This is a genomic window from Aquimarina amphilecti (assembly GCF_900109375.1).
Lineage (GTDB): Bacteria > Bacteroidota > Bacteroidia > Flavobacteriales > Flavobacteriaceae > Aquimarina > Aquimarina amphilecti.
In genome coordinates this window covers 134010-159119 of the sequence record NZ_FOAB01000010.1, presented here as the reverse complement: position 1 = coordinate 159119, position 25110 = coordinate 134010, and the positions used below count along the sequence as shown (strand labels likewise).

Here is a 25110-nt window from a genome sequence, read left to right as displayed (position 1 = left end):
TGTCAAAATAGTACATTTACCATCTTATAAATTATTTTAAATTGAAGAAATTACTATTTATCCTATCAGTACTCTTAATTTCATTGAGTTCTTTTACTACTTTACATAAATTCTATGTTAGCGTTACTCAAATAGAATATATAGAAGAACAAAAATCGCTACAGATTATTTCAAGAATTTTTATTGATGATATTGAAGAAGTTCTTAGAAAAAGATATGATGAGAATATAGAATTAGTTTCCGAAAAAGAAGAAACTAAAGTAGATCAATATTTGGCTACATATTTAAAACAGAAATTGTCAATTACGGTAAATGGAGAAGAGGTGTTTTTTGATTTTATAGGAAAAGAATACGATAATGATTTATTGTTATGTTATCTCGAAATAAAGAATATAGAAGCCTTAAAAACAATAGTAGTATCTAATCAAGTTTTGATGGATTTCTTTGATGATCAGCAAAATATTATACACGTTAAAAAGGATAAAAAGCGTAAAAGTCTTATACTCGAAAAAGAAAAGGATGAAGGCGTGTTAAAGTTTAGTGAATAAATCATTAAACTTTTAAAAAACAACTATTTTGCAATTTATTACTTAACACAATTACACTCTAATGAAAAAAACACTTTTTATCCTCACAGTTACGTTTTTTGTCTCTGGTTTAGGATTGTATGCTCAAAATGAAAACAAAAGCGAGGAAACTCGTGAGTTGGGACATACGAATCAGAACAAATTTAAGCAAATGTATGATGAATTTGCTACACCAAATATGTATCGAACTGCTTCTGGAGCTCCAGGTTCTGCATACTATCAGCAACAAGCAGATTACAAAATGGATATAGAGCTTGATGATAAAAACAAAAAGCTTACAGGTAAAGAAACCATTACATATACTAATAATTCTCCGGATAATTTAGAATTTCTTTGGGTGCAATTAGATCAGAATATGCGATCTAGAGAATCGAAAACACCATTAATTCAACCAACTGGAGTAGATGCAGCTGATCCACCAAATAGATTTGTAGGGAAATATCTTGGAGAATCGTTTGATGGAGGATTTAATATTACGGCTGTTAAAGATGCTGGAGGTAAACCATTAGAGTATACTATTAATGGAACTATGATGCGTGTGGAAATGCCGAAAGACTTAGCATCTGGTAGCAAATTTATATTCTCTATAGATTGGTGGTATAATATTAACGATCATGTTAATGGTAGAGGTAGATCGGGTTATGAAGAATTCGAAGATGGAAATCGAGCATATGTTATCGCACAGTTTTATCCAAGAATGGCGGTTTATAATGATGTAGAAGGATGGCAAAATCATCAATTTTGGGGTCGAGGAGAATTCGCACTTCCATTCGGTGATTTCGATGTTAACATCACAGTGCCTTCTGATCATATTTTAGATGCTACTGGAGTATTGGTAAATAGAAAAGAAGTGTTTACTAAAGAAATGATGAGTCGTTATGAAAAAGCTAAAAAATCATACGATAAACCAGTTCTTATTGTAACTCAGAAAGAAGCTGAAGCAAAGGAGAAAACTTTTTCCGAAAGTAAGAAGACTTGGAAACTTAGTGCAAAAAATGTAAGAGATTTTGGATTTGCTACTTCTAGAAGATTCATCTGGGACATGATGGCTGTAAAAATAGGAGGGAAAGATGTTATGGCTGTTTCTATGTATCCTAAAGAAGGAAATCCTCTATGGGAAGATTGGTCAACTAAAGCTGTGGCAAGTACATTGAAATCTTATAGTAGAATGACTTTTGATTATCCTTATCATAAAGCTATTTCTGTACATGCTAAGAATCAAGGTATGGAGTATCCAATGATTTGTTGGAATTATGGAAGACCTGATAAAAAAGGAAAATTTAGTGATCGTACTAAATTTGGAATGATGAGTGTTATTATCCACGAAGTTGGGCATAACTTTTTCCCAATGATTGTAAATAGTGATGAGCGTCAATGGACTTGGATGGATGAAGGTCTTAATACTTTTGTACAATATGTAGCTGAACAAGATTTTGGAGAATGGTATCCAGATGCAATTGCACCTCTTAAAAAATATCCTTCTAGAAGAGGGCCTGCAGCTAAAATTGTTCCTTATATGAGTGGAGATCAAAGTTTTATTTCTCCAATTATGTCACAATCTAATAATATTTATCAATTTGGATCTAATGCATATTCAAAACCAGCTACGGGATTAAATATTCTTAGAGAAACTGTTATGGGTAGAGATCTTTTTGATTATTCTTTTAGAACATACTCTCAAAGATGGATGTTTAAACATCCTACACCAGAAGACTTCTTTAGAACAATGGAAGATGCATCTGCTGTAGATCTAGACTGGTTCTGGAGAGGATGGTTTTATACTACGGATTATACTGATATTGGTGTAAAAGATGTTAAGAAATATGTTGTTTCTAAAGAACCAAATCAAAGAGCAAAAGATTTTGCTTCAGCAAGAGGAGCTAAGATTGAAGACTTTGGTCCTTTAGTATTTATGGTAGAAGAAGGTAGTGAAGAATACGAAACGATCAAAAAGAATGGTAATATCATTGATAATGCTAAAACTCTAAAAGAATATTTGATAGATAACTTTTCTGTTGAAGAAAGAGAAGTTCTTAAAGAGCCAAAGTATTTTTATGAAGTTACTTTTGAGAAACCAGGTGGTTTAGTAATGCCATTAATAGTAGAGTATACATATGAAGATGGAAGTACCGAGACCATAACGTATCCAGCAGAGATTTGGAGAAAGAATGATGCGTCTGTAAAAAGAGCAATAGCATCTGAAAAAGCGATTTCTAAAATTGTTGTAGACCCTAATCAAGAAACTGCAGATATAGATACTTCAAATAATAGCTGGCCTAAGAATAAAAAATTAGGAAAGTTTGATAAGTTTAAAAATAAGGTAAAAGGACAATAGTTAAAAAACCTTTAAATTATAAATTAAAGCCGTTCGTGATCGCGAACGGCTTTTTTGTGTACATTATTGTAGCTATATTTGCAATGATATGATAGGATTACCATTATTTATTAGCGGGACCGAAATAGCCTTTATAGTATTTATTCTGGTTATGGTTTTTGGAGCAGATAAAATACCAGAGATCGCTCGTGGTTTAGGTAAAGGTATGCGTATCGTAAAAGATGCTACAAACGATATCAAATCCGAAATAACTAAAAGTGCGGAAAAACATGGTATCGATACAGATATTCCTTCTTCTATTACTTCAGACATCAAGAAAGAAATAAATCAAGTTAAAAAAGATATCGATGATGTCACAGGTCCGGTGAAACGTAAATTCTAATTTCACTACTTAAATTTTTATCACTTCCATAAAAAAAGCCCTTGTTTTTAAATTAAATGTATAAAACATGTACTTTTTTTAGGTATAACTCATTCTGTAGTCTTTTTCTGTAAAACCCTTATAAACATTGGTATTTAGCACTTATTTTTAGTGTTATGCAAGCATAGGAACGAGATTTTTTTTAAGATTCTTTCAATATAAAGTGTTAATATTTAAATTTTATTTAATAAATTAGTACGGAAATTAACTAAATGATAATTATTTGATGTTTTTGAGAAAATTTAGATCTTAAAAAATCATTAACACACAAACTCATTAATCTTATACTAAAATGAAAAAAATTATTCCTCTAATTTTAGGGTTACTCCTTGTTGTATCTTGTTCAAAAAATGATCCTGCAGAAATTATTGACGAAAGTTTAGACTCTCAGAAAATTCTATCTATCAAAGAGATCAATTCCTTTATCGAAACACAACTGAAACAAAATGGTGATTTAGATTGGTCTAAAGATGCATCAGCACACATGTTGTACAGTGCTGTAATGCACGGAAGCGAAGTCTTAACAATAGGTTTTGGAGAAAAAGGAGAAAGCTTTATTGATGGAACACAACGATCTTCAAGATTAAATAGCATCATAGAAGAAATTTATGGAACCGTCCAGAAGACTGAAGGAGTGAAACGTTCTAACTTTCAAATTGCAGAAGATGAGGTATTGAACGTTTTAGATCTGCAAATAACTAAATTAGAAACAATACAAGAATTACTTGCAATGGATAATATTCGTTACCTAGAACCAAATGGATACGGATTTTACCTTAAGGAAGAAGTACAACAAAAGTCTGCTGGTTGCAGTCAAAGTGGACAATCGATCAATAGTGGAGATTATAGCGTGATCTCTCCTAATGCTAGATTACCTTGGAACTATAAAAATCATAATATTGATGATGCTTGGAGTCTTAGTACTGGAGCTGGAATTACTGTTGGGCTTATAGATACGGGCTTGTCAGCTAATCAAAACCTTTTAGGAAATGGATTTAATGATGGAGCTTCCAATGGAAGATCTGTACAACGTTTTGGAACATTTATCGACTCTCCTTGGTGGTGGTCAAATAATGTTGATGGGCCTAACGATAAGTGTGGTCACGGAACTCAGATGGCATCTGCTATAGCTTCACCACGTAATAATGATTTTATGCCGGTTGGTGTGGCGTACAATTCTAATTTGGTAGCGTATAGAGGTACTGAAGATGTGGTTTTAAACGATTATCACGAGCGTAAAGGTGTAAGTAATGCGTTAAAAGCATTAGGGAATAGAAGCGATGTTAAAATAATTTCAATGTCAGTTGGGTATCCTTGGTCAATTGGTAATGTAAAAGATGCTGTAAAATATGCATATGGGAAAGGTAAAATGATCATGGCTGCCGGTGGAACTTCCACTACTTTTACGAATTGGTACGGTGTCATATTCCCAGCAAGTATGAGCGAAACAGTAGCAGTAACAGGATTGAAAGATAATGGATATAATCGTTGTGATATTTGTCATGATGGTAGTAAAATTGATTTTACTATAATTATGCAAAGAGCTAGTAATACTAGCAGAACTGTGCCTGTATTAGGATTTAATAATGGTTCGCAATCTTATGTTGGTGGATCTTCTGTAGCAACAGCTATGACAGCAGGTATTGCAGCATTAGTTTGGTCACGTAATCCTAATATGTCTAGAGCACAAGTATTGGATAAGTTAAAAAGAGCTGGAGAATTTTATCCTAACCGAAATAGTAAATTTGGTTATGGTAATATCGACGCACTAAAAGCAGTGCAATAATTAATGAATTAGCAATTGTAGTTACTAATACATCTGAAAAGTGGAATCTTAATTGGTTCCACTTTTTTTATAGTACTCGACTAATTGTTAATCCATCTCTAATTGGTAGTAATACTGTTTCTATACGATTATCTTCTACTAATACTTTATTATATGCTAAGAGAGCCTTTGTAGAGAGGTCATCTTCTTTTACTTTCTCTATAACTTTACCACTCCAAAGAACATTATCAGATAAAATAACACCTCCAGGGTTCATTTTATCGATAATTAAATTAAAATAAGTCGGATAGTTTGGTTTATCTGCATCAATAAATACCAAATCAAATTTCATATCTAGATTTGGAATAATCTCAGTAGCATTCCCTATATGTTGATGTATTCGATCACCACAAGAAGAAAGATCAAAATACTTTCGTTGAAAATCTTCTAATTCTTCATTGACATCTATAGTATGTAGTGCACCAGTTTTTTTCATTCCTTCTGCTAAACATAACGCTGAGTAACCAGTATAGGTGCCAATCTCTAAAATATATTTTGGGTTAATTAATTTAGAAAGTATACTTAATACGCGACCTTGGTATGGTCCACTTAGCATACGTGGTTGCAATATCTTTTGATAGGTTTCTCGTGTTAGTTTTTGTAGTAATTCCGGTTCTTGTTCTGTATGGTTCACTACATATGTATCTAATGCTTCTGGAATGAAGTGCATAGCTTTCTATTTTTTGCAAAGCTAAGGGTTTTGTACTGTTTTAGAATGTAATTATTGCTGATTCTCGACTTTGGTTAGAGAATCAGCAATAAATAATAGGATTGTTTCTATATAGCTATATTAAGAATAGCTAAATGAATATTACCAACAAGCACCTTGTCCATCATCACATTTTGATGAAATAGACTCAGCTGCCTCAGATGCACTTCCTGCTTGTTGTGTCCAATCAACATTTTGATTTTTACAAGTGCAGTTATACGTTTGATCAGCTCCGGCTAAACTTAATCCCCCAAAAATCCTTTTTTGATCATTCTTTTTTAATTTGTTTACACCTTCTAATTTTAACATGTTTTGTAACATAATATTTGATTTATGAATTATGATTTCTCGATCATTTATAGACATTCGAGTTTTCTGTCTCCTCTTCGCGAATGAGTTTTTTGTATGCCTTTATTTCAAATGAAACTTGATGCTTTCTTTTTGAGTAGTGGTTTTAGCAATAAGAATATATATCCCAGATGTTAAGGATGATGTGTCGATCTTGTTTTCAATTTCTCTAGGAGTAAAGCTTTTTATCATTTTTCCAGATAGGCTGTATATTTCTAGATTTTTAGTGTTTTGATAATCAGGAACAAGGACAATAATTTCATTTTCCTGATTATTAACCACTGTTACTTTATTGATGTTTTTCCAGCCGGATTGTTGATTAGAAACAGCACTTTTGTAAGGAGGATCAATACCACCAGTGATAGCTTTCCCTTTAACACTTGATTGACCACAGGAGTTTTGCGCTACCACGTATAAAGTAGTTGCAGTAGTGTTGTTTGTGTTACAGAATACACTTATTATGTTGGATTTAGAACTTCCCAAAAATTGAGAACCTTGAGCAAAATACCACCTGTAAGAAGTTGCATTAGCATTTGGCGAAACGCTATATGTTTTAAAGTCTCCATAAGCACCCACATATGTTGGCCCGCTAATATTACTTATCGCAGAAGGTCTGGTTATCGTTTTGTTAAAGCTTACTAGATTAGATCTTCTACCACAAAAGTTTTCTGCTATAACTGTTCCTGTAATAGTACATACACCAGGATTTGCCTGAACTTGTATAGAGCTACAAGTATTACAACCTATTATAATACCTCCTTGAATATTCCAGATATATTTTGAAGCATTGGATGCAGATGTGGAGAATGTATGCTTTTTTGGGAATGAACTAGATAGTCCATTCTGTACTGGATTTGGGATCCCAACGGGATCACCTTTTATGATGATTTGCTTTACTAAACTATTATTTTTTTTTGTAGAACTACAAAGCGGATTACCTTGAATTGTTCCACCAGAAGAGCCGAAATTTCGTTGGTAGTACTCATATTCTACAGTTAATAGTGAGTTCAAATCCTGATTAGTAAGATTAATCCAATCTACATAAAAAGAGTATTTGTCAAATGGATGAGGTCTATAGAATCCATTTCCGGATATAATAACATCTTTAATTTTAATAAAGCATGTGACATTTTCAACTGTGTATTTTTGAGTAACTGCGCAGGTAATCGATGATCCAGATAAATTAGGCCTTTGAGCATAAACGCTCATAGCAATAGATAATAAGAATAGAAGTAATAAACTTTTTTTCATAATGTATTTGTTTTAAAAAATTAATGTTTCTGAGTATGGAATTAACCCTTTTTCGAAAACAAGTGTGTATTTGCAATATTTTGCTTTATATGAAGTAGTTCAAGAAGAAAAATTCTGTTACCCAGAAAAAATTATTTTTTTGAAATTCTTTTGTAAAGAAGAAATACGAAAAGAGAAGAAATTAGGATTCCAATAAGTACAAACCAAGAGTTTATAGAAGAATACATAGGTTCAGGATTTCCTATAAGAACCAGTGAAGACCAGTAGTAAGGAGAAGCTTCACTTAAAGAGTGTTTTTTAAGATAGGTGAGTTTTGCTTGTCGTAGGGCTTCTGATTTAGATATACCATTTCTTAGATATGTGTAGAAATCAGTAATAATTTCTTGTGTAGATTGATCATCTGCTTTCCATAAAGTAGAGACCACACTATTAGCTCCGGTATTAAAAAAACCTCTGGCAAGACTCATAACACCCTCTCCTTTTTGTAATTTTCCGATAGAAGTATTGCAGGCACTTAAGATTACCAGTTCTGCATTGTTTTTAGTGCTATAAATATCGTTTAACGTAATGTTTTTGGTGCTGGTAGCTATCCAAGGCGTAATGGAGTCATTCGCATTGGCGTGAGTAGAAAGATGAATAATTTTATAATTAGGTAGAGCGTTTAATAAGTTTTGTAATGAAGCATTTTCTTCTAATAATATGTCATTATCGAATTTTTTTGCTACTCTATTTATTTCTTTGTTACTTTTAGTAAGAGTCGGCAGGTTATTCTTATAGTTTATAGGAGCAAAGCCTAAAAATTCTTTATGATATGATCTTTTTAGCTGTTTATTTTGCTCTAGAAAAGAAATGGAATATGCATAACTTATATGATAATCCTCTATTAAGTACTTTCCTTCTTTTTTCATTAATGTTTCAAACGGAAGGCTTTGTAAGTTTTGATCTGGAACAATAATAAGATTGCTGTTATTGTCTTTAAATATGGTATCCGGTAAAAGTTTAAAATATAATTCTTTGCTAATAGTAGCAAATTCTTTTTTTTCCTTTTTTGAGTTAAATGGTTTAGAAATCAGTTTTTTGTATTTATTTATTTGATCATGAACCAAAGAAATACTATCTATTTCATATAATATTTGTTTATTTTCAGAAATAGCTAATCCAAATCCAGATTCATCGTTAAGAATATAATGAAGGAATGTGGTGTTTTTAGTTTTTGCTTCAATAATAACCTTCTCAAAAGATAAAATTTTAGCGTTATTTTTGTATCTATAATAGGTTGGGTGTTTATATTCTAAAGAATCCATAAATAGTTGATATTCCTCTTTAATATCAAAAAGAGAAGTTAACTTATAATCATCTTTTTTGGATGCCTTAAGATTATTTTGAGTCTTGGCGATTTTTCGTTTTAATTTTTGCTCCTGTTTTAAGATACTATCAGGAATATTGAAGAATGTTTTAGAACGCTCCTCGGTTAAATCTTCAAGTAGCAATAATGCTTTGTTTTTCTCTAAATAATGATATGCGGATTTTGGTTTGTCAAGTAAATAATAAATCTTTACTAAATTAATATAAAGATCAGATGCTTTTTTTCTCCAAAATAACTTAGATTCTTTGTGAGTACTTTCTACCTTTATTAAATCTATTAGTCTGTCTGCTTGTTTTAAATAAACCAAAGCGGTTTCTAAAACATCTTTTGATTTTTCAGAAGTACTGTATTTTTTGATTAGGGTAATTCCTATATCTTTTAAAAGTGCTACCCCTAAGTTTTTATCATTTATAGTAATAATCAATTCTTCTAAAGGTATGTGTCTGTTTTTTTTCGGTTTTAATTTATTTAGAGAACTTTCAAAATAGTTATAAGCTTCGCTATAATTTTTTTGATCTAAATGTGTAAGACCAATACTATATAGGGAACGGGCATTATCAATATCATTTTTTTTAGAATATTTTAGAGCTTCCCTAAAATAGTTTAATGCGGTTTCATTATCTATTTCACGATAAATGTGACCAATGTTATTGTAAATTATAGAGATTGATTGGTTGATTTCTAGTTCTTTAGCAATGGATAAAGCTTTGTTGTAATAAGGGAGACAAGTATCTGGCTCAAAAAGATTCTCATAATTATGAAGATTTCCCAGGGTTTCATTTATTAAATATTTTTGGTATTCATTAAAATCGATTTTATTCTTTAGAGAATCTAAGTTTTTTAAATTTTCTATTCCTTTTTTAATACTACTGTCATCCAGGATTTTGTGATAATTTTGGGATAGTGATATTGTAGTACTAAACAATTTTTGATATTTATTTTCTTTTTTGAATTCTTTAATTGCTTTTTGAAAATAAGAGGTAGCTGTATGGTAATTACCTTCGGCATTATAATTTTTAGCAATGTTTTGATATACTTCTCCAATAGTTGTTTTTGTGTGTTTTTCTTTAATAATTTTAAAGTACGTATGATTAGAGTAAGAGTAATTTTGATCCTTTGCGTAAAGCCTTCCTAATAAATAAAGGTTCTTTAAATAAAAATTTGTGTCTTGTGGAGTATATGTTTCATAAAATTTAACTGCTTTTTCAGATTTAGAAATAGCTTTATTTAAATACCCATTTTGATACAGCCAAAATGAAAAAGCAGTTAAATCAATACCGTATTGCAGAAAATCTTTATTATCAAAAAGTTTGTTTAAAGATTGTTCAATAGCTAGTATTTTATCTTCATTACCATTATCATTATTGATAATATCATAGTATAGAGAAGATGGTGTTGACAATTTTTGAGCATTGCATAATAGAATAGAAAGTGATAAAAAAACTATTAGGAAATATTTTTTATTCAATTTTATGCTAATTTTTGACATACGTTAATATTCTTTTACTCATTACTTCCAAAAGGATCTTCTATAGGGTCATCGGGAGGAGTTGATCCACAGCCTCCAGATGGACAACCTGACGTTTCAATATAACATCCATAAATATCGCAGCCAGGATTCAAATTGTTATAATCATTAAAATCTGAGCAATCTGTATACCATATTTCTGTGTTACCATTAACTGATTTAATACCTATATAAAAACTATATGAATTTCTAATGATTGATTTTTCAGAAGGGGTTAAATTTGGGTTACTGAATGTATATTCAATTTCACAACCTTCTATAAAAGGATCCGAATCAGAAGTATTAGATCCCATTTTTACGTTAAATTCTTCAGTCAATTTAGGATTCTCATCAAAAACTTCAAGTTCATCATAAGAACAATTTTGAAAAAGAAATAGAAGAGTACTAATTAATAATATACTTACAATTTTTTTCATTATGATAGTTTGTTTAAAAATATTAATATTTATTTGTTTTGAAAACCTTATGATAATTAGTTTTCAAACTATAGTTCAAAATTGTTAGTTTTGTTACCCATCCAGTTTTGGGATTCAATAGCAACAATATTAATGCCAGAAAATAGATATTTTATACGGGGAATTCTGAACTCAGATGAAAGAGTGATAACAGAAATTTACATCTCTTTTTTTCCTAAAGTCTTAGGTTTTGTTCTTAGTAATAAAGGGCAAGAAGTAGATGCAGAAGATATTTTTCAAAAAGTTTTGATGCAGATTTCTGCTAGAATTAAATGTCGAGCACTACAAGATATTAATTCCACGTTTGAAGCGTATATATTTACAGCTTGTAAAAATTTATGGAGAAGAGAATTAAATAAAAGAAAACGGGTAACAAATACCGAAGTAAAGGAACTGGTAAGTGAAGAATCGGATATGGCATATGCTTTACTTGAACAAGAACGGTGGGAACTTTTTAAAGAGAAATTAGAAAAACTATCGGATAATTGCAAACAGGTATTAACCTTATTTCTTAAAAAAGTATCTTATGCGGAAATCGTTAGTCAATTATCATATTCTTCAGAAACGGTTGCGAGACAACGTGTGTTTAAGTGTAAAGCAAAGCTTATAGAAAGTGTTAAATCCGATAAACGATTTAAAAAATTGATATCATAATGGACGCTAACCACCACTCAATATATCATGATCAAATCGATGCGTATCTCAGAGATGAACTTTCTATAGAAGAAAAAGCACTGTTTGAACAATCATTAAAGAATAATCCTGAATTATTACACGAATTCAGGATACATCAAGAGTTGTTTGCTTTAACTGATGAATCAGTATGGATCAATGAATCTTTTATACCAAGTGAAGAAGAAGTAAAAGAAGTAGAAACTTATTTTAGAAGTACTGAAGCTAAAAAATTAAAAAATACTATAGCTCAAGCCCAAATTAATTATCAAAAAGGAAATAGGTTTTCTTTTTTTAATAATAGATTGTTTTTGCCAATACTTGCAGCTGCTTCGATCGCATTAATTGTAATTTTGTATACTTTCAATTCAAATAATTCAACACGAGATTTGTATGTGGAGCATAGTAGATGGAAAGATTTGCCATCGCTTACCAGCAGAAGTGATGAAAATCAGTTGGCAGAAGGACAAAAAATGTTCGAGCAAAAGAAATATCAAGAAAGTTATAGTTTGTTTAAAAACTATGTAGAAAATAACGATCAAACATCACCATCAGTACTTGTATATGTTGGACTTTCTGCATTGGAATTAAATAAATATGAAGAAGCAATTTCTTATTTTGATAGATTAATAAGTTCTGATGCTGTTGATCAATCAAAAGGATATTGGTATAAAGCATTAGTATATCTAAAACAAGATAATGAAGATAGGGCAATACTAATTTTAGAAAATATTCTTTTAGATGAGCAAAATTACAACTTTAATAAAGCAAAAGTTCTATTAAAAAAAATGCAGTAGTTTATCTAAAAACTACTGCAGTACTTATTCTATATTTTAGCAATATATTTTTTTTACTTGCTATTAGCAAGGTGCACAAAACCAGTCTGGTCCGGGGAAAATAATTTGTCCACATTCTCCAGGACCGCAAGGAGGACAATGTCCGCCATTTACATTTTTTTGAACTTTTTTACTAATTTCCTGTACACCGTCTAATTTTTTTAATTCTTTCATTCGAATATGAGTTTAAGATGATTTTGTATGTACCCGAACATTTAGAGACACTCAGGATTTGTGTCTGTTTTTTCGCGATTTGCGTGGGGAATTTACGGTTTTCTATGAAGATAGTGATAAGCGGTAATTTCCCCAATATTTTTAACAGGTTTTTAAAACATTATATAATCTCATTTCTAATCTGTATTTTTGAATCAAAACTCAAAAATGCAATTTGAAAACAGTAAAGAATTTGCTCAAAAGCTCGATCAACAAGATTCTTTAAAATCTTATAGAGAACAGTTTCTTTTTCCTAAAGTTGATGGAAAAGAAGTTATATACTTTACAGGGAATTCTTTAGGACTTCAACCTAAAAACACAAAGAAGTATGTTGATGAAGTGATGAATGATTGGGCGGAACTTGCTGTTGAAGGCCATTTTTATGCAGATAAACCTTGGTGGGACTATCATGAGCGTATGGCAAAGCCATTGAGTAAAATAGTAGGAGCTAAATCTTCTGAGATAACCGTAATGAATACACTAACGGTAAATCTTCATCTGCTTATGGTTTCATTTTATCGTCCTCAGGGAAAACGATATAAAATTATATGCGAAGAAAAGGCATTTCCCAGTGATCAGTATATGTTACAGAGTCAGGTTCGATTTCATGGGTATGATCCAGATGATGCTATTGTAGAAATTAAAAAACGAAAAGGGGAACACAACTTTAGATTAGAGGATATACTGTCTACAATCAAATCAGTAGGAGATGAGTGCGCATTGATTTTAATTGGTGGTGTTAATTATTACACAGGTCAAGTTTTTGATATGAAAACAATTACTAAAGTGGGTCACGATGTTGGAGCTTTTGTTGGTTGGGATCTTGCACACGGAGCTGGTAATATAGAATTGAAACTCCATGACTGGAATGTTGATTTTGCATCTTGGTGTAGTTATAAATATATGAATAGTGGTCCTGGAAATGCGTCAGGATGTTTTGTTCACGAAAGATTTCATAACAAAAAGGATATTCCTCGTTTTGAAGGTTGGTGGGGAACTAAAAGAGAATCTAGGTTTTTAATGAAACCAGAGTTTGAGCCAATGCCCAATGCGGATGCATGGCAATTAAGTAATGCTCCTATTCTGTCATTAGCGCCTTATTTAGCCTCCTTGGAATTGTTTGATGAGGTTGGAATGGATGCGCTTATTAAGAAGCGTAATCTTATTGTAGCTTACTTAGAGTTCGTATTAAAATCTATTGATGCAGAAGTTGAAAGCACTTTCGAAATAATAACTCCTTCCAGTCAAGAAGAAAGAGGAACACAGCTTTCTGTTTTTTTACATGGAGAAGGAAGAAAACTATTTGATTACTTGATGAAAAATGGAGTAATTACAGATTGGCGAGAACCTAATGTAATTAGATTAGCTCCAGCTCCTTTTTATTGTTCCTATCAAGATATGTACGAATTTGGTCAAATTCTTAAAAAAGGTATATTACAGAAGAGTGTGGGTTGATATGTTCACTTTAATCCCTTAATATAAGATGAAGGCGAGATTCCGGTTTGTTTTTTAAATAGTTTGCAGAAATAAGAAGGATCATTAAATCCACATTGATAGAGTACTTCTGAAATAGACATATTACTGTTGTCAAAAAGTTCTTGAGATTTTTTGATTCTAAATTCATTTAAAAAACTAATAAAATTTTTACCGGTAGATGATTTAAACATTCTACAAAATGAATTTGTAGTCAACCCTAATTCTTTAGCTATAGTCTCTGACTTAATCTTCCTAGCGTAATTTTTATTTACATATTCAAAAACTTTTGATATTCTTGGTAATGAAGTTTTGTCAATTTCTAGACGATTTGATTTTATAATTGATCTATAATTTTCGGAAATAGAAAGACGGTATAGAATGCCAATAAAGTTTAATAATTTTTCAGTATTATTTTGATCAGATAGTCTTAAAAAATATTCTGATAATTCCTCTTTGATATCTTTAGAAAAAATACAGCCTTTAGGTAACTTTCTAATAAAGTTTAGAATTCCGGAGAATTCCGGAAAATGATATAACTTTTCTTTAATAAAACTTTCATTAAACTGTATTACTACTTCTACATTATCTTTTAGATCCTTATTACCAAAGGGCATGTGAGGCATATTTGGACTCAGAAAAATAAGTAATCCATCTGTATAATTTTGAAGATGCGATTCTACCTGAATAATACCATTTCCATTTTTAATAAAAACGATTTCATATTCAGGATGTAAATGCCAATTTATTTCATGACAAAGAGAGTCTTTGGTATAACTTTCTATTTTTAATGATTTGGATTGTTCTAGATAAATTTGCTCATACGAAGGTTTCATATAACAAAATTATCATTTTTATGTATTAATAGGTTATTTTTAGAATAAATCGATATAGTGATAGAATATTTTGTGTTATCTAAAGCTTTTTTTTGTAGTTAATTTTGATAGGAAATTAATTGTTTAAATATCACGAATTGAATTCTTTATACCTTATTCTTACTAAACTAAGATATTTTGGACCAGCTTGGGTCTTTGCTTCACTTAATATAATGACAGGCACTTGGGTATTATATATACCTAGAATTAGAACAAAGCTATTAATTGATGATGCACAATTAGGAATAGCTCTATTTTGTTTTGCTTTAGGTACGTTAACAATGATTCCTATTTCCTCTTTAATTATTAGAAAACTTGGCGTTGGAAAAACTACGATTACCGGAATCACGATTTTCTCTATATTATTTCTAATGCCAATTGCAGCCTCGAGTTATACATTACTTTGTGTTGTTTTGTTTGTGGTTGGATTATTTGCTTGTTTAACAGATATTGCTATGAATGCATTGGTATCCGAAATTGAACAAGAAGATAATGTACATATTATGTCGGCTTCCCATGGTTTTTTTAGTTTAGGAGGAGTCATTGGTGCTGGTATAGGTGGTTTTCTGATCACATATTTTGAGATTCCATTGATGCATATGTTATGTGCTGCTGTATTTGTAATCATTACTAATTCTATAGTATGTAAGCAATATTTAACTATTAAAGGAAAAGAAGAAGAACGTTCTGAAAAAAGTTTTGATTTACAGCTTATCAAACCTCTTTTAGGACTTACTATTATTGCATTTTTGGTTATGGGTAGTGAAGGAGCAATAGAACATTGGAGCAAGCTTTATATACAGGATGTGGTAAAAATATCTTCAGAAAAAATTTCTGGATTTGGTTTTGTTGCTTTTTCCTTAATGATGACATTAGGACGTTTTTTTGGTGACGCGGTTAGTAAACATTTTGGATCGTTTGCGATAATTATTGGAGGATCTTTAGTTAGCGCATTTGGGTTTTTAGCAGTATTAAGTGTTTCATTAAATCTAACGATAATTGGATTTGGATTAGTAGGCTTAGGTTTCTCCGTTATTATTCCTGAATTATTTAGATTAGCAGGAAAAGTCAAAGGAGTTTCTTCTGCAAAAGGAATTTCTTTCGTAGCTGGATTTGGTTACCTTGGTTTTTTAATTAGTCCTCCTTTTTTAGGATTTTTATCTAAAATTGGAAGTTTAAAACTAAGTTTTATAGCGTTGTTAATCGCAACAATAATTGCGCTAACTGTTACACTGCTTATTTCAAAACGAGTGATTAAATAGTTACTAAATAAAGAGTGATTTTAAGATTATTCAGTTACAACCTCAATGTCCGTAAAATGAAGTTTCCAATTACCTTCATTTTTATTATGTGTTTTTGCAATTTTGATTCCGTTGAAATCGTTATAATCTTCCCAGGTTGTAATTAATGAAGGTTCTTTTTTATTCTTTTCACGAAATACCCATTCCTTTACTTTAAAATCACCTTCGAAATAAAAATCATATGCATCACCCGGAGTATACCCACCTTCGTTTTTGTAAACTATAGTTAACTTTTGCATTTCTTTGGAGCTTATTGGAGCAATTGCTTTAAGCTGGTGTTCTGATGTAAAACTATTTTGATCCCACACTAAATTGAATGGAGCTAATAACCAATATTTGTCATTAATAAAACCTTGATCCGCTTTTAATGCAGTACTATCTATGTTAGCTCTGTTATAGGCAATAGTATCTTCAGCAGTGGTTAAGATAATTTCGTTTTTTTTAGGCTTCCAGGTCCAAGAGCGCTCATAATGACTACTATCACGATCTACATTGAAAGTGAATTTTATTTCTTTCACTTTTTTCCAATTTTCAAAACCATTGGCATTAGCAATTGCTTCAGCTGTAGTTGGTATTTTATTCTGAATTGTTTCAGTTTTTTCTACATCATCTTCATACTCATATTGTTTTTTGGACTCTTGTTTACAAGCAAAAACTAATATAGAAAATAGGAATATGCCAATTACATTTTTCATTTTGAGAGATTTTTTGGCTAAAATAAAAAAACAAAAACCGTGATGAATTGAATTAACACGGTTTTAGGTATTTATAAAACATAAAAAGCTTCCAGTTACGGAAGCTTTTTTAAACTATTTTTTGGATGACTACTTTACAATCAATTTGTATTGTGGAGTCTTATTTAGAGGGCAGAAATAATTATACTCTCCTTTTTGTAATGTTACTGTCTTAGAATTTTCTGTTTTACCTTCGGCAACTACTTTTGTTACATAAGCTTCCTGGATATGATTTTTAGGATCTGAAGCATCCTTACCAGCTGGTACTAGTACAAAACCAACATCTGTTCCAGAATTATTATTAGATATATTAAAAACATAACTACCTTCTGATAATGTAATTTGTTTCTGAGTGAACTCTCCTTTTGTTTGCTCTAAAGAAACTGTTTTAACTTCCTGAGCAGATGTACTTAGTGTAATTGCGAAAATAAATGTGAATAATGTGATTAACTTTTTCATGATTTTTAATGTTTATGATTATTGTTGAAATTATTTTTGATTTTTCTGAGGAAAAAAGATGTCTTTGTAGTCATTATTTTTCCTCAGAATCTTTAAATATATTTATTGGTGGTTGATGATTTATACTGTCGCAGTTTCCAAAGGTTCTGCTACTGGGAAATCAACTGGAACTTGAGTGGTGCTATGGATGTAGTTAGAAATAGTTTTATCTCCTACTAATACAATAGTGTCTACTAAGTTTCCTTTGTCGTATCCTGCAGCTAAGAAATTATCTACCACATCTTGGTCTGTACGTCCTCTATTTTCAGTAATATTCTTAGCAAGTTTTGCTAATGCATCTAATTTGTTATCAAAAGAAGCATGTCCTGCTCTTAACTCTAATATTTGCTCATCAGTAAATCCGTTCATTTTTCCAATTGCGGTATGAGCTGATAAACAGTAAGTACAGTTGTTTACTTGGCTAACTGCAAGGTTAACAACTTCTTTTTCTTTCGCTTTTAATGATGTTTTTGCATTAGAAAGGTTTAAATAATTTTCCAATGCAGTTTCACTATGAGCGTATGTTGCATATAAGTTAGGAACAAAACCTAGTGCGCTATTAAGGTTGTCAAAAATTCCTTGATTTGTAGTATTTACTTCTTCTCTTGTTGGTACATTAAATGTTGCCATGATTTTATTTTTTTTAGTATTCTGAAGTTATTTCAGAATGAGTTTATATTTTGTTTTTAAATAGTCTTTTAACTTGACAATGCAAAGATGCTGCGAGATTGAGGACTTTGAAATGGTAGTTTTTCCCAACTACTTGTCAATTTTTCCCTTACTCTATTTTTGAGTGCTTATAAAGGGTCTTTCTACATCACAATAAAAATCGTGATGACTTCTTTGATCACAATGTGCTTTCGCATTTAGAGTGTTTACAATTTTTCTTTTCCCTTGACGGAAAATCTCTATTAAATTAAATATGGATTTATTATTAACTATCATTTTTTATATTGTTTTAAATTAACAGTACAAAGATGAAGTAATAAAGAAGCTCTTAGAATGTTTGTTTTTCCCTACTAGTTGTCGATTTTTCCCTAAATAAAAAAACCTCCCGGTAAGGAGGTTTTTTTAGTATAATATTGTATGTTTTTATTCTAAAAGAATTTTACTTCTTTCCGTTTTATCCATAGTATGACACCACTAAGAATAAATGTTAGCAACGCAGTTGTAAAAAGAACACCTCCATCATTGTTGATTTCAATTCCAAGTTTTGTAACGTGCATAAAAATAGCACCACCAATAACACCTAGAGTTATAGTAGCACCTATCCAAACTGTTTTAGGAATTAGTATTAAAACCCCTGCGATTAGTTCAACAATTCCAGTAGCGATTCTTCCGTACGGTTCTAAACCAACTTTAGAAAAAATATAGACACTATCAGGATGTCCAGTAAACTTAAATCTAAGGGTTTGTATAAGGATAATAGCGACAATTATCCTTAATACCAGAGGTAAGGCCTTTTTCATTTTGATATGTTAGAGTTTGCGTTAGTTATTATAGAACACTGGGTAAGGCGTCTATTCTTCCATTAAAGGTATCCTTTCTAGAAAGAAAATACAATTCTTCAAGGTTGTCATCGACAGTAAACTGATGAGACAATTGTGGTAAATTGTTGATCAAGAAAACCTTAAATGCTTCCGCATTTCTACTTCTGTTTGCTGCTTTTCGTATGATTTTCAGATAAGAAGCGGTAACTAACTCTATGTTGTTTTTATTGGAAGTGAAAAACAATGAACTCTTTTTTCCCCTATATTTTTTTATTTCTTTTTTGAATTTTATTTCGTTTGAAGCAATCAAATCATCATTATAATTGCTAAAAGTGTTTTTGTAAACTATTTCTTTGGTGTTTTTTAGGTATATAGTTTCTAATTGAGTTTTATATGTTTTTTCTTGCATATAACCGGAAAAAGAAACTGTGAAGAAAATTAATGTTATAATTATTGATATGTAATTGCTAAAAGTCTTCATAATGAAATGTTTTTTACTCGAAATAACTTTCGTGCTTGATAAACTATCAAATGTACTACAAAGTTGGGGCAAAAACATATAGATTAAAAGGTCATTTTTTCCTTAAATATTGTCAATATTTCTATTCAAATATTTAGATAAATCAAAAGAAAATATTATTATTTTCAACTATATATCGTATTGGTCGCTATTGGTTTAATAAAATTACAAATCAATATTTTGTTTAAGGTCAACTATCTGTAAATTAGAATAGTATTAAAACAAATAGAAGTTAATATCCATTTGGAAATTTTGTACAAATTTAATGATTAATAAGAACAAAATATGTTATAAAAAATCTAATTATTCCGATATGTATATTGAAAATGAAGAAAGGATAATCGTTAATTAGACTTCTGATTTTAAAACTGAATAAGGGATTTATGTTCATAGCACCAGGCCCAATTTTCATTTGGTTCAGCTGAAACTATTACGTGATGTTTGTGTTTTATTGCGTGTGAACTTGCATGTTTATTAGGTGAAGAATCGCAGCATAAAGTAATCCCGCATTCTTGACAAGTTCTTAAATGTAACCAGTTATCTCCATTTTGTATACAAATAGCACATTCATGAGTATTATCTTTTTTGATGTTTTGTGAGTCAAAATTTTCTAAATGCTCACAAATTTTGGTTTTAAATCCCATATTACATTTCGGCTAAATATTCGTGTACAAATTTTATTGCCATGGCTCCTTCTCCAACAGCAGATGCAACTCTGTTCATGGCGCCAGCTCTTACATCACCAGATGCAAAAATACCAGGACTACAGGTCTCCAATAAAAAGGGCTCACGGTCTTTTTTCCAGATTTTTTTGAAATTATTATAGCGATTCAAGTCACGACCAGTTTCAATAAAACCACGTTCGTTTTTGATAATATCTAATGCAATCCAGTCTGTATAAGGTTTAGCACCGATAAAAATAAATAAAGCATCTGCATCTACGAATTTACTTTCCGAGGTTTTACTGTGGGTAAGTTCTAAGGCAGTAAGTCTATTGTTTTCTCCAGTAGCTTTTGTGACATTTGTATAGCCTAATAATGTGATGTTATCAATTGCATCAATTTGATCGATGAGGTAACTAGACATACTAGTTGTAAGATCTTTTTTACGTACAGTAATGTAAACGTTTTTTGCAAATTTAGATAGATAAACTGCTGATTGACCTGCAGAATTACCGCCTCCTACTATATAAACCTCTTTATCGGAGCAAGCTTGTGCTTCTGTCATTGATGAACCATAATAAATACCAGCTCCCGTATAATCCTCAATGCCGTGTGCTTCAAGTTTTCTATAATTGACTCCAGTGGTGATCACTACACTTTTTGTTCTAATACATTCTCCATTGGCTAGGGATATACTTTTGTAACCATCTTTTTCGGTTATAGAAGTAACTTCTCTTGGGGATAAAAACTCTATGCCAAATCGCTTTGCTTGTGTAATAGCGCGATGTGTGAGCTCTTGACCACTTAATCCATTCGGAAACCCAAGATAGTTCTCTATTCTGGAACTAGTTCCTGCCTGACCTCCTGGCGCGTGTTTTTCAATTAATAATGTTTTTAAGCCTTCTGAACCTCCATAAACTGCAGCTGCTAATCCAGATGGACCAGCACCAATAATTACTACATCATACAAATTGTCTTTTGGATGAGCATTCAAGCCAAGTGCAGTTGCCAGTTCAATTATATCAGGGTTTTTATAACAACTACCGTCTTGTAGTGAAATCACAGGAAGATCTTTTGCGGTAAGCTGATAAAGTTCAATAATTTCCTTTGCCTTGTCGCTAGTTTCTACATCTAACCACTGGAATGGAAATAGATTTCCTGATAGGAAATCTTTTATATCGTGGGATTTTGGAGAATATTGATAACCAATTACTTTTATTCCATCAAATTCTGGTTGAAAGTTTACTAACCAAGTATCTAATAAGTCATTTATAGTTGGATATAGTTTTTCTTCTGGTGGATTCCATGGTTTCGTAAGGTAATAGTCTAGCTGTACATCATTGATTGCTTTAATAGCAGCTTCTGTGTCTGAATAGGCGGTTAATAATACTTTCTTAGCATCTGGGAAAAGTTTTTTCGCTTGTTTTAAAAATTCTACTCCAAGCATTTCTGGCATTCTTTGATCGACCAGAAATAATGCAACAATCTCATTTTTTTTCTTTAAATCTTCTAAGGCCTCTAAAGCATCATTAGCAGATTCAGTACTCATTACACGATATTCTTTGCGATATTCCGATTTTAAATCTCTGGTTACCGCACGTAATACTTGTGGATCATCATCGAGAGCAAATATGATAGGTTTTTTCATCACTGTTACATTTTAAAACAAACTAAAAATTAAAATTATCTGGATCTGGCCCTAATCTTTGATTTTTTTCTAAAGCATCTATATAGTTTACATCTTCTTTAGAAAGTTCAAAGTCAAAAAGATTGGAGTTGTCAATAATTCGTTGTTTTTTAGAGGATTTAGGAATGGTAACTACTCCTTTTTGTAAATTCCATCTTAGAACAATCTGAGCAACCGTCTTTTCATATTTTTTTGCTAAATCATCTAAAATAGATAATTCAAAAATTTTTCCTTGCATCATTGGAGACCAAGCCTCATATTGTATATCATGTTTCTCGCAAAATTCAATTAGATCTTGCTGCACAAGATATGGGTGAAACTCCATTTGATTTACCATCGGTTTTATTTCTGATGTTTGCATAAGATTTTGCAGATGATGTTGCAAAAAATTACTTACTCCAATAGCCTTTATACGTCCATCTGTGTATAATTTCTCTAAAGCTTTCCAAGTTTCATTATATTTTCCCTTTACTGGCCAGTGAATAAGATATAAATCGAGGTAGTCTAACTGTAATCGTTTAAGACTTTCTTCAAATGCTTTTAGAGTAGATTTATAACCTTGATCAGCATTCCATACCTTACTGACTACAAAAACTTCTTCTCGAGGAACATGACTATTGCGAATAGCTTTTCCAACACCTTCTTCATTCTTATAAATACTTGCAGTATCTATATGACGATATCCTTCATCTAGTGCCCATTGTACGGCATCAATAACTTCTTTATCATTATCTGATAAGTATACACCAAGACCGAAGTAAGGCATATCGATTCCGTTATGTAATTTAAATGTTCCTTTTATATCTGTTATCGTTTTCATAAGTTTAGTTAAGTGAGAGGTATACAAACAGTAAATCTTGTTTCTCCTTTTTTAGATTTCACAGTAATATCACCGTGATGTTGGTTTATTATTCTTTGAACTACTTCAAGCCCCATACCTGTTCCTTCTCCAATAGCTTTTGTGGTATAAAAGGGGTCAAAGATAATATTCAGGTTTTCTTCAGGAATTCCTTTTCCATTATCAATAATTTCAGTTTTTAAGAAATTTTGATCTTTATACGTTTTAATTTTTAATACCCCAGAATGATCCATAGCGTCAACTGCATTATCAATTAAGTTTGTCCATACCTGATTTATTTCGCTAACAAATATTTTTACTTTGGGGAGATGATTTTGAAAATCTTTTTCTACGGAAATATTTTTCTTTTTAAGCTTGTGATTAAGCATAGTAAGTGTGCTTTTTATTCCAATATGGATATCGGTAGGTGTTTTTTCTGGAGCTCGATCCATATGAGTATAACTTTTTATAGAATGTACCAAGCTAGATATCCTATTAGAAGCTTCAGCAATTTCATCTACCATTTTTTCTGTAGTAAGTACATTTTCAACCCACTCAATTGCATTAGGAAAGTTTTTTTGACCTGTAACATTATAAATATTCTCCATAGCTTCTATATCCATACAAAAATCTAATAGTGTCTCTGTCAATTCATATGCTTCATCGACGCCATGATCTTCTAACCATTCTTCTAATTCATCTTCTTTTTCATTGCGCTCAGTTAGCTTCATGTTATTTTCTGGGCGATTATTCAGTTTATCAAAAAGAAGTTTATTAATAGTGTCAATTTCCTGATCTCCCATTCTAATAGAAACTACCCTTTTAAATTTTTCAGGGACATTGCTTAAGTGTACCTTAAGAGCTTTGGCACTTCGTACCATGGCAGAAGCGGGATTATTAAGTTCGTGGGCTAATCCTGCGGATAATTTACCTAAGGACATCATTTTTTCTGCTTGTACATTATCTTTAGTAAATTCTCTAACTCTCGAGGTCATTTTATGTACTAACACTTCTGTAAGTTCATAATGATTAGAGATCATTTCTTTAAATAAGATTTTTTCAAGAGTCAAAACTTTAGTGTCTTCAATGACTTCACCAAAACCAAGCGCAGAACTTGCTCTAGAAAAAGGAAGTAAACCACCTATTTCATTAGTGTCCATAAGTGCTACGTGTTTGTAGTTTCCGTTCTGTTCTACTTTGATTTCGATTTTTCCCTCTAGAACGATGAATAGTTTATCAATAGGGTCTCCTTTCTGAAATAAATATGCTCCTTTCTTTAGCTTTTTTACATAAGCCTTATTTAGTAGCCATTGTAATTGATCGTCTGGAATTTGAATAAACTCCTGAACTTGTTGAAGATTTTCTATACTCAATTTCATTACTCTAAAATTAGGCAATAAAAAACCTCTTTCCAATATCTTTACATATAAGAACTCTTAAGGTTTTTATAAAGTTTGTACTCTATTAAACCGAATATGGATTATTCAGTTTTATTTATGAAGATCTTATTATAATGAAGATCAGAATGATTTATTATATTTAAAAACTATTAAATAAGAAAGGTGATGTCTCACGAATTACAAAAATATTTTACAACAAATAAAACAACATGGGATCAAAAAGTAGGAATTCATGCTTCCAGTGATTTTTATGATTTAGAATCTTTTAAAAAAGGTAATAATTCTTTGAAAAAGTATGAGTTAGAAGCTTTAGGAGACGTTTCAGGGAAATCATTATTACATCTGCAGTGCCATTTTGGTCAGGATACATTAAGTTGGAGTAGGATGGGAGCAAAATGTACTGGGATTGACCTTTCTGAAAAAGGAATTAAATTAGCGAAACAATTAAATAGTGAACTAAATCTGGATGCTAATTTTTTGATTTGCAACGTTTTAGATACTTCTAATTATATAAATGAACAGTTTGATATTGTATTTACAAGTTATGGTGTTATTGGTTGGTTACCCGATTTGAAATCGTGGGGTAAAATGATTGCCGAGAGGTTGAAAAAAGGAGGTGTTTTTTATATGGTAGAGTTCCATCCTATTGTTTGGATGTTTGATTATTTAGAAGGGATTCCTACAATTAAATATGGATATAACCAAAAAGAGGTAATCTATGAGGAATATGAAGGGACATATGCAGATATGAATTCTAAGATGATTAGTAAAGAATACGGTTGGAATCATGGATTAGGAGAAGTGGTTTCATCTTTGTCTGAAGCAGGATTAACAATAGAATACCTAAAAGAATATGATGAATCTCCGTATGATATTTTTCCTGACTTAATTAAAAAAGATAATGGAATGTTTGAAACTTCCGATAAATTATTTCCACTACTATTTGCGATTAAAGCTTTTAGGTAACAATTCATTGATAATTTTTTTACATTTGTTAAAGGTTTTAATGTTGTATAAGCTCTAAGTTGAAAAGAGCAAGTTTGTCAAGGACATTAAGATCCGGACCGTATAGTTCCTTTTCATACT

25 protein-coding genes are annotated in these 25110 nt (G+C 31.1%); 9 read left to right on the top strand and 16 right to left on the bottom strand.

Annotated elements, in window-relative coordinates:
- Nucleotides 1-41 precede the first annotated feature (41 nt).
- The 4 genes from BMY33_RS21735 to BMY33_RS21720 all read left to right on the top strand — a co-directional run bounded on the left by BMY33_RS21735 (nucleotide 42) and on the right by BMY33_RS21720 (nucleotide 5129).
- Nucleotides 42-548, top strand: coding sequence for a DUF6702 family protein (locus BMY33_RS21735; protein ID WP_091412420.1), 507 nt, complete (start codon nucleotides 42-44; stop codon nucleotides 546-548).
- Between the two features lie 61 nt (nucleotides 549-609).
- Nucleotides 610-2922 (top strand): M1 family metallopeptidase, encoded by a 2313-nt coding sequence (locus BMY33_RS21730; protein ID WP_091412419.1) that lies wholly within the window; start codon nucleotides 610-612, stop codon nucleotides 2920-2922.
- A gap of 88 nt (nucleotides 2923-3010) precedes the next feature.
- Nucleotides 3011-3304, top strand: a complete 294-nt coding sequence (locus BMY33_RS21725) for a Sec-independent protein translocase subunit TatA/TatB (RefSeq protein ID WP_091412417.1) — start codon at nucleotides 3011-3013, stop codon at nucleotides 3302-3304.
- 331 nt (nucleotides 3305-3635) lie between these two features.
- Entirely contained in the window at nucleotides 3636-5129 is a 1494-nt protein-coding gene (locus BMY33_RS21720) for a S8 family peptidase (RefSeq protein ID WP_091412415.1), read from the top strand.
- Between the two features lie 67 nt (nucleotides 5130-5196).
- On the opposite strand, the gene BMY33_RS21715 is transcribed toward BMY33_RS21720, so the two are convergent.
- The 5 genes from BMY33_RS21715 to BMY33_RS21695 all read right to left on the bottom strand — a co-directional run bounded on the left by BMY33_RS21715 (nucleotide 5197) and on the right by BMY33_RS21695 (nucleotide 10786).
- Complete coding sequence (locus BMY33_RS21715; protein ID WP_091412414.1) at nucleotides 5197-5838, bottom strand: O-methyltransferase; 642 nt, start codon at nucleotides 5836-5838, stop codon at nucleotides 5197-5199.
- 141 nt (nucleotides 5839-5979) lie between these two features.
- A complete protein-coding gene (locus tag BMY33_RS21710) occupies nucleotides 5980-6198 on the bottom strand; it encodes a hypothetical protein (RefSeq protein WP_159092129.1) in 219 nt (72 codons plus the stop codon).
- Nucleotides 6199-6288: 90 nt separating this feature from the next.
- Nucleotides 6289-7476, bottom strand: coding sequence for a T9SS type A sorting domain-containing protein (locus BMY33_RS21705; protein WP_091412410.1), 1188 nt, complete (start codon nucleotides 7474-7476; stop codon nucleotides 6289-6291).
- Nucleotides 7477-7607: 131 nt separating this feature from the next.
- Nucleotides 7608-10331 carry a CHAT domain-containing protein gene (locus BMY33_RS21700; RefSeq protein ID WP_091412408.1) on the bottom strand — a complete coding sequence of 908 codons (2724 nt, stop codon included), beginning with the start codon at nucleotides 10329-10331 and terminating at the stop codon, nucleotides 7608-7610.
- A gap of 14 nt (nucleotides 10332-10345) precedes the next feature.
- On the bottom strand, nucleotides 10346-10786 hold the full coding sequence (locus tag BMY33_RS21695; RefSeq protein WP_091412406.1) for a hypothetical protein: 441 nt from the start codon (nucleotides 10784-10786) through the stop codon (nucleotides 10346-10348).
- A 90-nt stretch (nucleotides 10787-10876) separates the two neighbouring features.
- On the opposite strand from BMY33_RS21695, the gene BMY33_RS21690 reads away from it, so the two are divergent.
- Entirely contained in the window at nucleotides 10877-11479 is a 603-nt protein-coding gene (locus BMY33_RS21690; RefSeq protein WP_244543076.1) for an RNA polymerase sigma factor, read from the top strand.
- Nucleotides 11479-12294 carry a PDDEXK family nuclease gene (locus tag BMY33_RS21685; protein WP_091412404.1) on the top strand — a complete coding sequence of 272 codons (816 nt, stop codon included), beginning with the start codon at nucleotides 11479-11481 and terminating at the stop codon, nucleotides 12292-12294. The genes BMY33_RS21690 and BMY33_RS21685 overlap by 1 nt, the downstream gene beginning before the upstream one ends.
- Before the next feature lie 63 nt (nucleotides 12295-12357).
- Here the strand turns inward: BMY33_RS21685 and BMY33_RS23630 are convergent, their stop codons facing one another.
- Nucleotides 12358-12507 carry a hypothetical protein gene (locus BMY33_RS23630; protein WP_159092130.1) on the bottom strand — a complete coding sequence of 50 codons (150 nt, stop codon included), beginning with the start codon at nucleotides 12505-12507 and terminating at the stop codon, nucleotides 12358-12360.
- A 207-nt stretch (nucleotides 12508-12714) separates the two neighbouring features.
- Here BMY33_RS23630 and kynU point away from each other — a divergent pair, with 207 nt between their 5' ends.
- A complete protein-coding gene (kynU, locus tag BMY33_RS21680) occupies nucleotides 12715-14001 on the top strand; it encodes a kynureninase (RefSeq protein WP_091412403.1) in 1287 nt (428 codons plus the stop codon).
- Nucleotides 14002-14006: 5 nt separating this feature from the next.
- Here kynU and BMY33_RS21675 read toward each other — a convergent pair whose 3' ends face one another.
- Nucleotides 14007-14855 (bottom strand): AraC family transcriptional regulator, encoded by an 849-nt coding sequence (locus tag BMY33_RS21675; protein WP_091412401.1) that lies wholly within the window; start codon nucleotides 14853-14855, stop codon nucleotides 14007-14009.
- A 137-nt stretch (nucleotides 14856-14992) separates the two neighbouring features.
- On the opposite strand from BMY33_RS21675, the gene BMY33_RS21670 reads away from it, so the two are divergent.
- Nucleotides 14993-16156, top strand: a complete 1164-nt coding sequence (locus BMY33_RS21670) for an MFS transporter (protein WP_091412399.1) — start codon at nucleotides 14993-14995, stop codon at nucleotides 16154-16156.
- 26 nt (nucleotides 16157-16182) lie between these two features.
- Here the strand turns inward: BMY33_RS21670 and BMY33_RS21665 are convergent, their stop codons facing one another.
- From BMY33_RS21665 to BMY33_RS21625, 9 genes are all read right to left on the bottom strand, one after another.
- Nucleotides 16183-16890 (bottom strand): hypothetical protein, encoded by a 708-nt coding sequence (locus BMY33_RS21665; protein ID WP_091412397.1) that lies wholly within the window; start codon nucleotides 16888-16890, stop codon nucleotides 16183-16185.
- Between the two features lie 129 nt (nucleotides 16891-17019).
- Nucleotides 17020-17388: a cupredoxin domain-containing protein gene (locus BMY33_RS21660; RefSeq protein WP_091412396.1), complete on the bottom strand. Its 369-nt coding sequence runs from the start codon at nucleotides 17386-17388 to the stop codon at nucleotides 17020-17022.
- A 120-nt stretch (nucleotides 17389-17508) separates the two neighbouring features.
- Entirely contained in the window at nucleotides 17509-18057 is a 549-nt protein-coding gene (locus tag BMY33_RS21655; protein ID WP_091412394.1) for a carboxymuconolactone decarboxylase family protein, read from the bottom strand.
- A 467-nt stretch (nucleotides 18058-18524) separates the two neighbouring features.
- Nucleotides 18525-18896, bottom strand: coding sequence for a DoxX family membrane protein (locus tag BMY33_RS21650; protein WP_091412393.1), 372 nt, complete (start codon nucleotides 18894-18896; stop codon nucleotides 18525-18527).
- 28 nt (nucleotides 18897-18924) lie between these two features.
- Nucleotides 18925-19398, bottom strand: coding sequence for a hypothetical protein (locus BMY33_RS21645; RefSeq protein ID WP_091412391.1), 474 nt, complete (start codon nucleotides 19396-19398; stop codon nucleotides 18925-18927).
- A 401-nt stretch (nucleotides 19399-19799) separates the two neighbouring features.
- Nucleotides 19800-20081, bottom strand: coding sequence for a UBP-type zinc finger domain-containing protein (locus tag BMY33_RS21640; RefSeq protein ID WP_091412390.1), 282 nt, complete (start codon nucleotides 20079-20081; stop codon nucleotides 19800-19802).
- Nucleotide 20082: 1 nt separating this feature from the next.
- Nucleotides 20083-21747 (bottom strand): response regulator, encoded by a 1665-nt coding sequence (locus tag BMY33_RS21635; RefSeq protein WP_091412388.1) that lies wholly within the window; start codon nucleotides 21745-21747, stop codon nucleotides 20083-20085.
- Between the two features lie 22 nt (nucleotides 21748-21769).
- The gene (locus tag BMY33_RS21630) at nucleotides 21770-22606 is read right to left on the bottom strand and encodes an aldo/keto reductase (protein WP_091412386.1); all 837 of its coding nucleotides are present in this window, start codon (nucleotides 22604-22606) and stop codon (nucleotides 21770-21772) included.
- Between the two features lie 8 nt (nucleotides 22607-22614).
- Nucleotides 22615-24003, bottom strand: a complete 1389-nt coding sequence (locus BMY33_RS21625; RefSeq protein WP_091412459.1) for an ATP-binding protein — start codon at nucleotides 24001-24003, stop codon at nucleotides 22615-22617.
- 186 nt (nucleotides 24004-24189) lie between these two features.
- Here BMY33_RS21625 and BMY33_RS21620 point away from each other — a divergent pair, with 186 nt between their 5' ends.
- Entirely contained in the window at nucleotides 24190-24990 is an 801-nt protein-coding gene (locus BMY33_RS21620; protein WP_091412385.1) for a class I SAM-dependent methyltransferase, read from the top strand.
- The last annotated feature ends 120 nt before the right edge of the window (nucleotides 24991-25110 follow it).

Coding starts and splice junctions, on each gene's coding strand:
- BMY33_RS23630 (WP_159092130.1), bottom strand. CDS start 12,507: ATGAAAGAATTAAAAAAATTAGACGGTGTACAGGAAATTAGTAAAAAA.
- BMY33_RS21710 (WP_159092129.1), bottom strand. CDS start 6,198: ATGTTACAAAACATGTTAAAATTAGAAGGTGTAAACAAATTAAAAAAG.
- BMY33_RS21705 (WP_091412410.1), bottom strand. CDS start 7,476: ATGAAAAAAAGTTTATTACTTCTATTCTTATTATCTATTGCTATGAGC.
- BMY33_RS21655 (WP_091412394.1), bottom strand. CDS start 18,057: ATGGCAACATTTAATGTACCAACAAGAGAAGAAGTAAATACTACAAAT.
- BMY33_RS21660 (WP_091412396.1), bottom strand. CDS start 17,388: ATGAAAAAGTTAATCACATTATTCACATTTATTTTCGCAATTACACTA.
- BMY33_RS21730 (WP_091412419.1), top strand. CDS start 610: ATGAAAAAAACACTTTTTATCCTCACAGTTACGTTTTTTGTCTCTGGT.
- BMY33_RS21725 (WP_091412417.1), top strand. CDS start 3,011: ATGATAGGATTACCATTATTTATTAGCGGGACCGAAATAGCCTTTATA.
- BMY33_RS21695 (WP_091412406.1), bottom strand. CDS start 10,786: ATGAAAAAAATTGTAAGTATATTATTAATTAGTACTCTTCTATTTCTT.
- BMY33_RS21630 (WP_091412386.1), bottom strand. CDS start 22,606: ATGAAAACGATAACAGATATAAAAGGAACATTTAAATTACATAACGGA.
- BMY33_RS21675 (WP_091412401.1), bottom strand. CDS start 14,855: ATGAAACCTTCGTATGAGCAAATTTATCTAGAACAATCCAAATCATTA.
- BMY33_RS21635 (WP_091412388.1), bottom strand. CDS start 21,747: ATGAAAAAACCTATCATATTTGCTCTCGATGATGATCCACAAGTATTA.
- BMY33_RS21700 (WP_091412408.1), bottom strand. CDS start 10,331: ATGTCAAAAATTAGCATAAAATTGAATAAAAAATATTTCCTAATAGTT.
- BMY33_RS21625 (WP_091412459.1), bottom strand. CDS start 24,003: ATGAAATTGAGTATAGAAAATCTTCAACAAGTTCAGGAGTTTATTCAA.
- BMY33_RS21665 (WP_091412397.1), bottom strand. CDS start 16,890: ATGAAAAATGTAATTGGCATATTCCTATTTTCTATATTAGTTTTTGCT.
- BMY33_RS21720 (WP_091412415.1), top strand. CDS start 3,636: ATGAAAAAAATTATTCCTCTAATTTTAGGGTTACTCCTTGTTGTATCT.
- BMY33_RS21715 (WP_091412414.1), bottom strand. CDS start 5,838: ATGCACTTCATTCCAGAAGCATTAGATACATATGTAGTGAACCATACA.
- BMY33_RS21640 (WP_091412390.1), bottom strand. CDS start 20,081: ATGGGATTTAAAACCAAAATTTGTGAGCATTTAGAAAATTTTGACTCA.
- BMY33_RS21645 (WP_091412391.1), bottom strand. CDS start 19,398: ATGAAGACTTTTAGCAATTACATATCAATAATTATAACATTAATTTTC.
- BMY33_RS21620 (WP_091412385.1), top strand. CDS start 24,190: ATGTCTCACGAATTACAAAAATATTTTACAACAAATAAAACAACATGG.
- BMY33_RS21650 (WP_091412393.1), bottom strand. CDS start 18,896: ATGAAAAAGGCCTTACCTCTGGTATTAAGGATAATTGTCGCTATTATC.
- BMY33_RS21685 (WP_091412404.1), top strand. CDS start 11,479: ATGGACGCTAACCACCACTCAATATATCATGATCAAATCGATGCGTAT.
- kynU (WP_091412403.1), top strand. CDS start 12,715: ATGCAATTTGAAAACAGTAAAGAATTTGCTCAAAAGCTCGATCAACAA.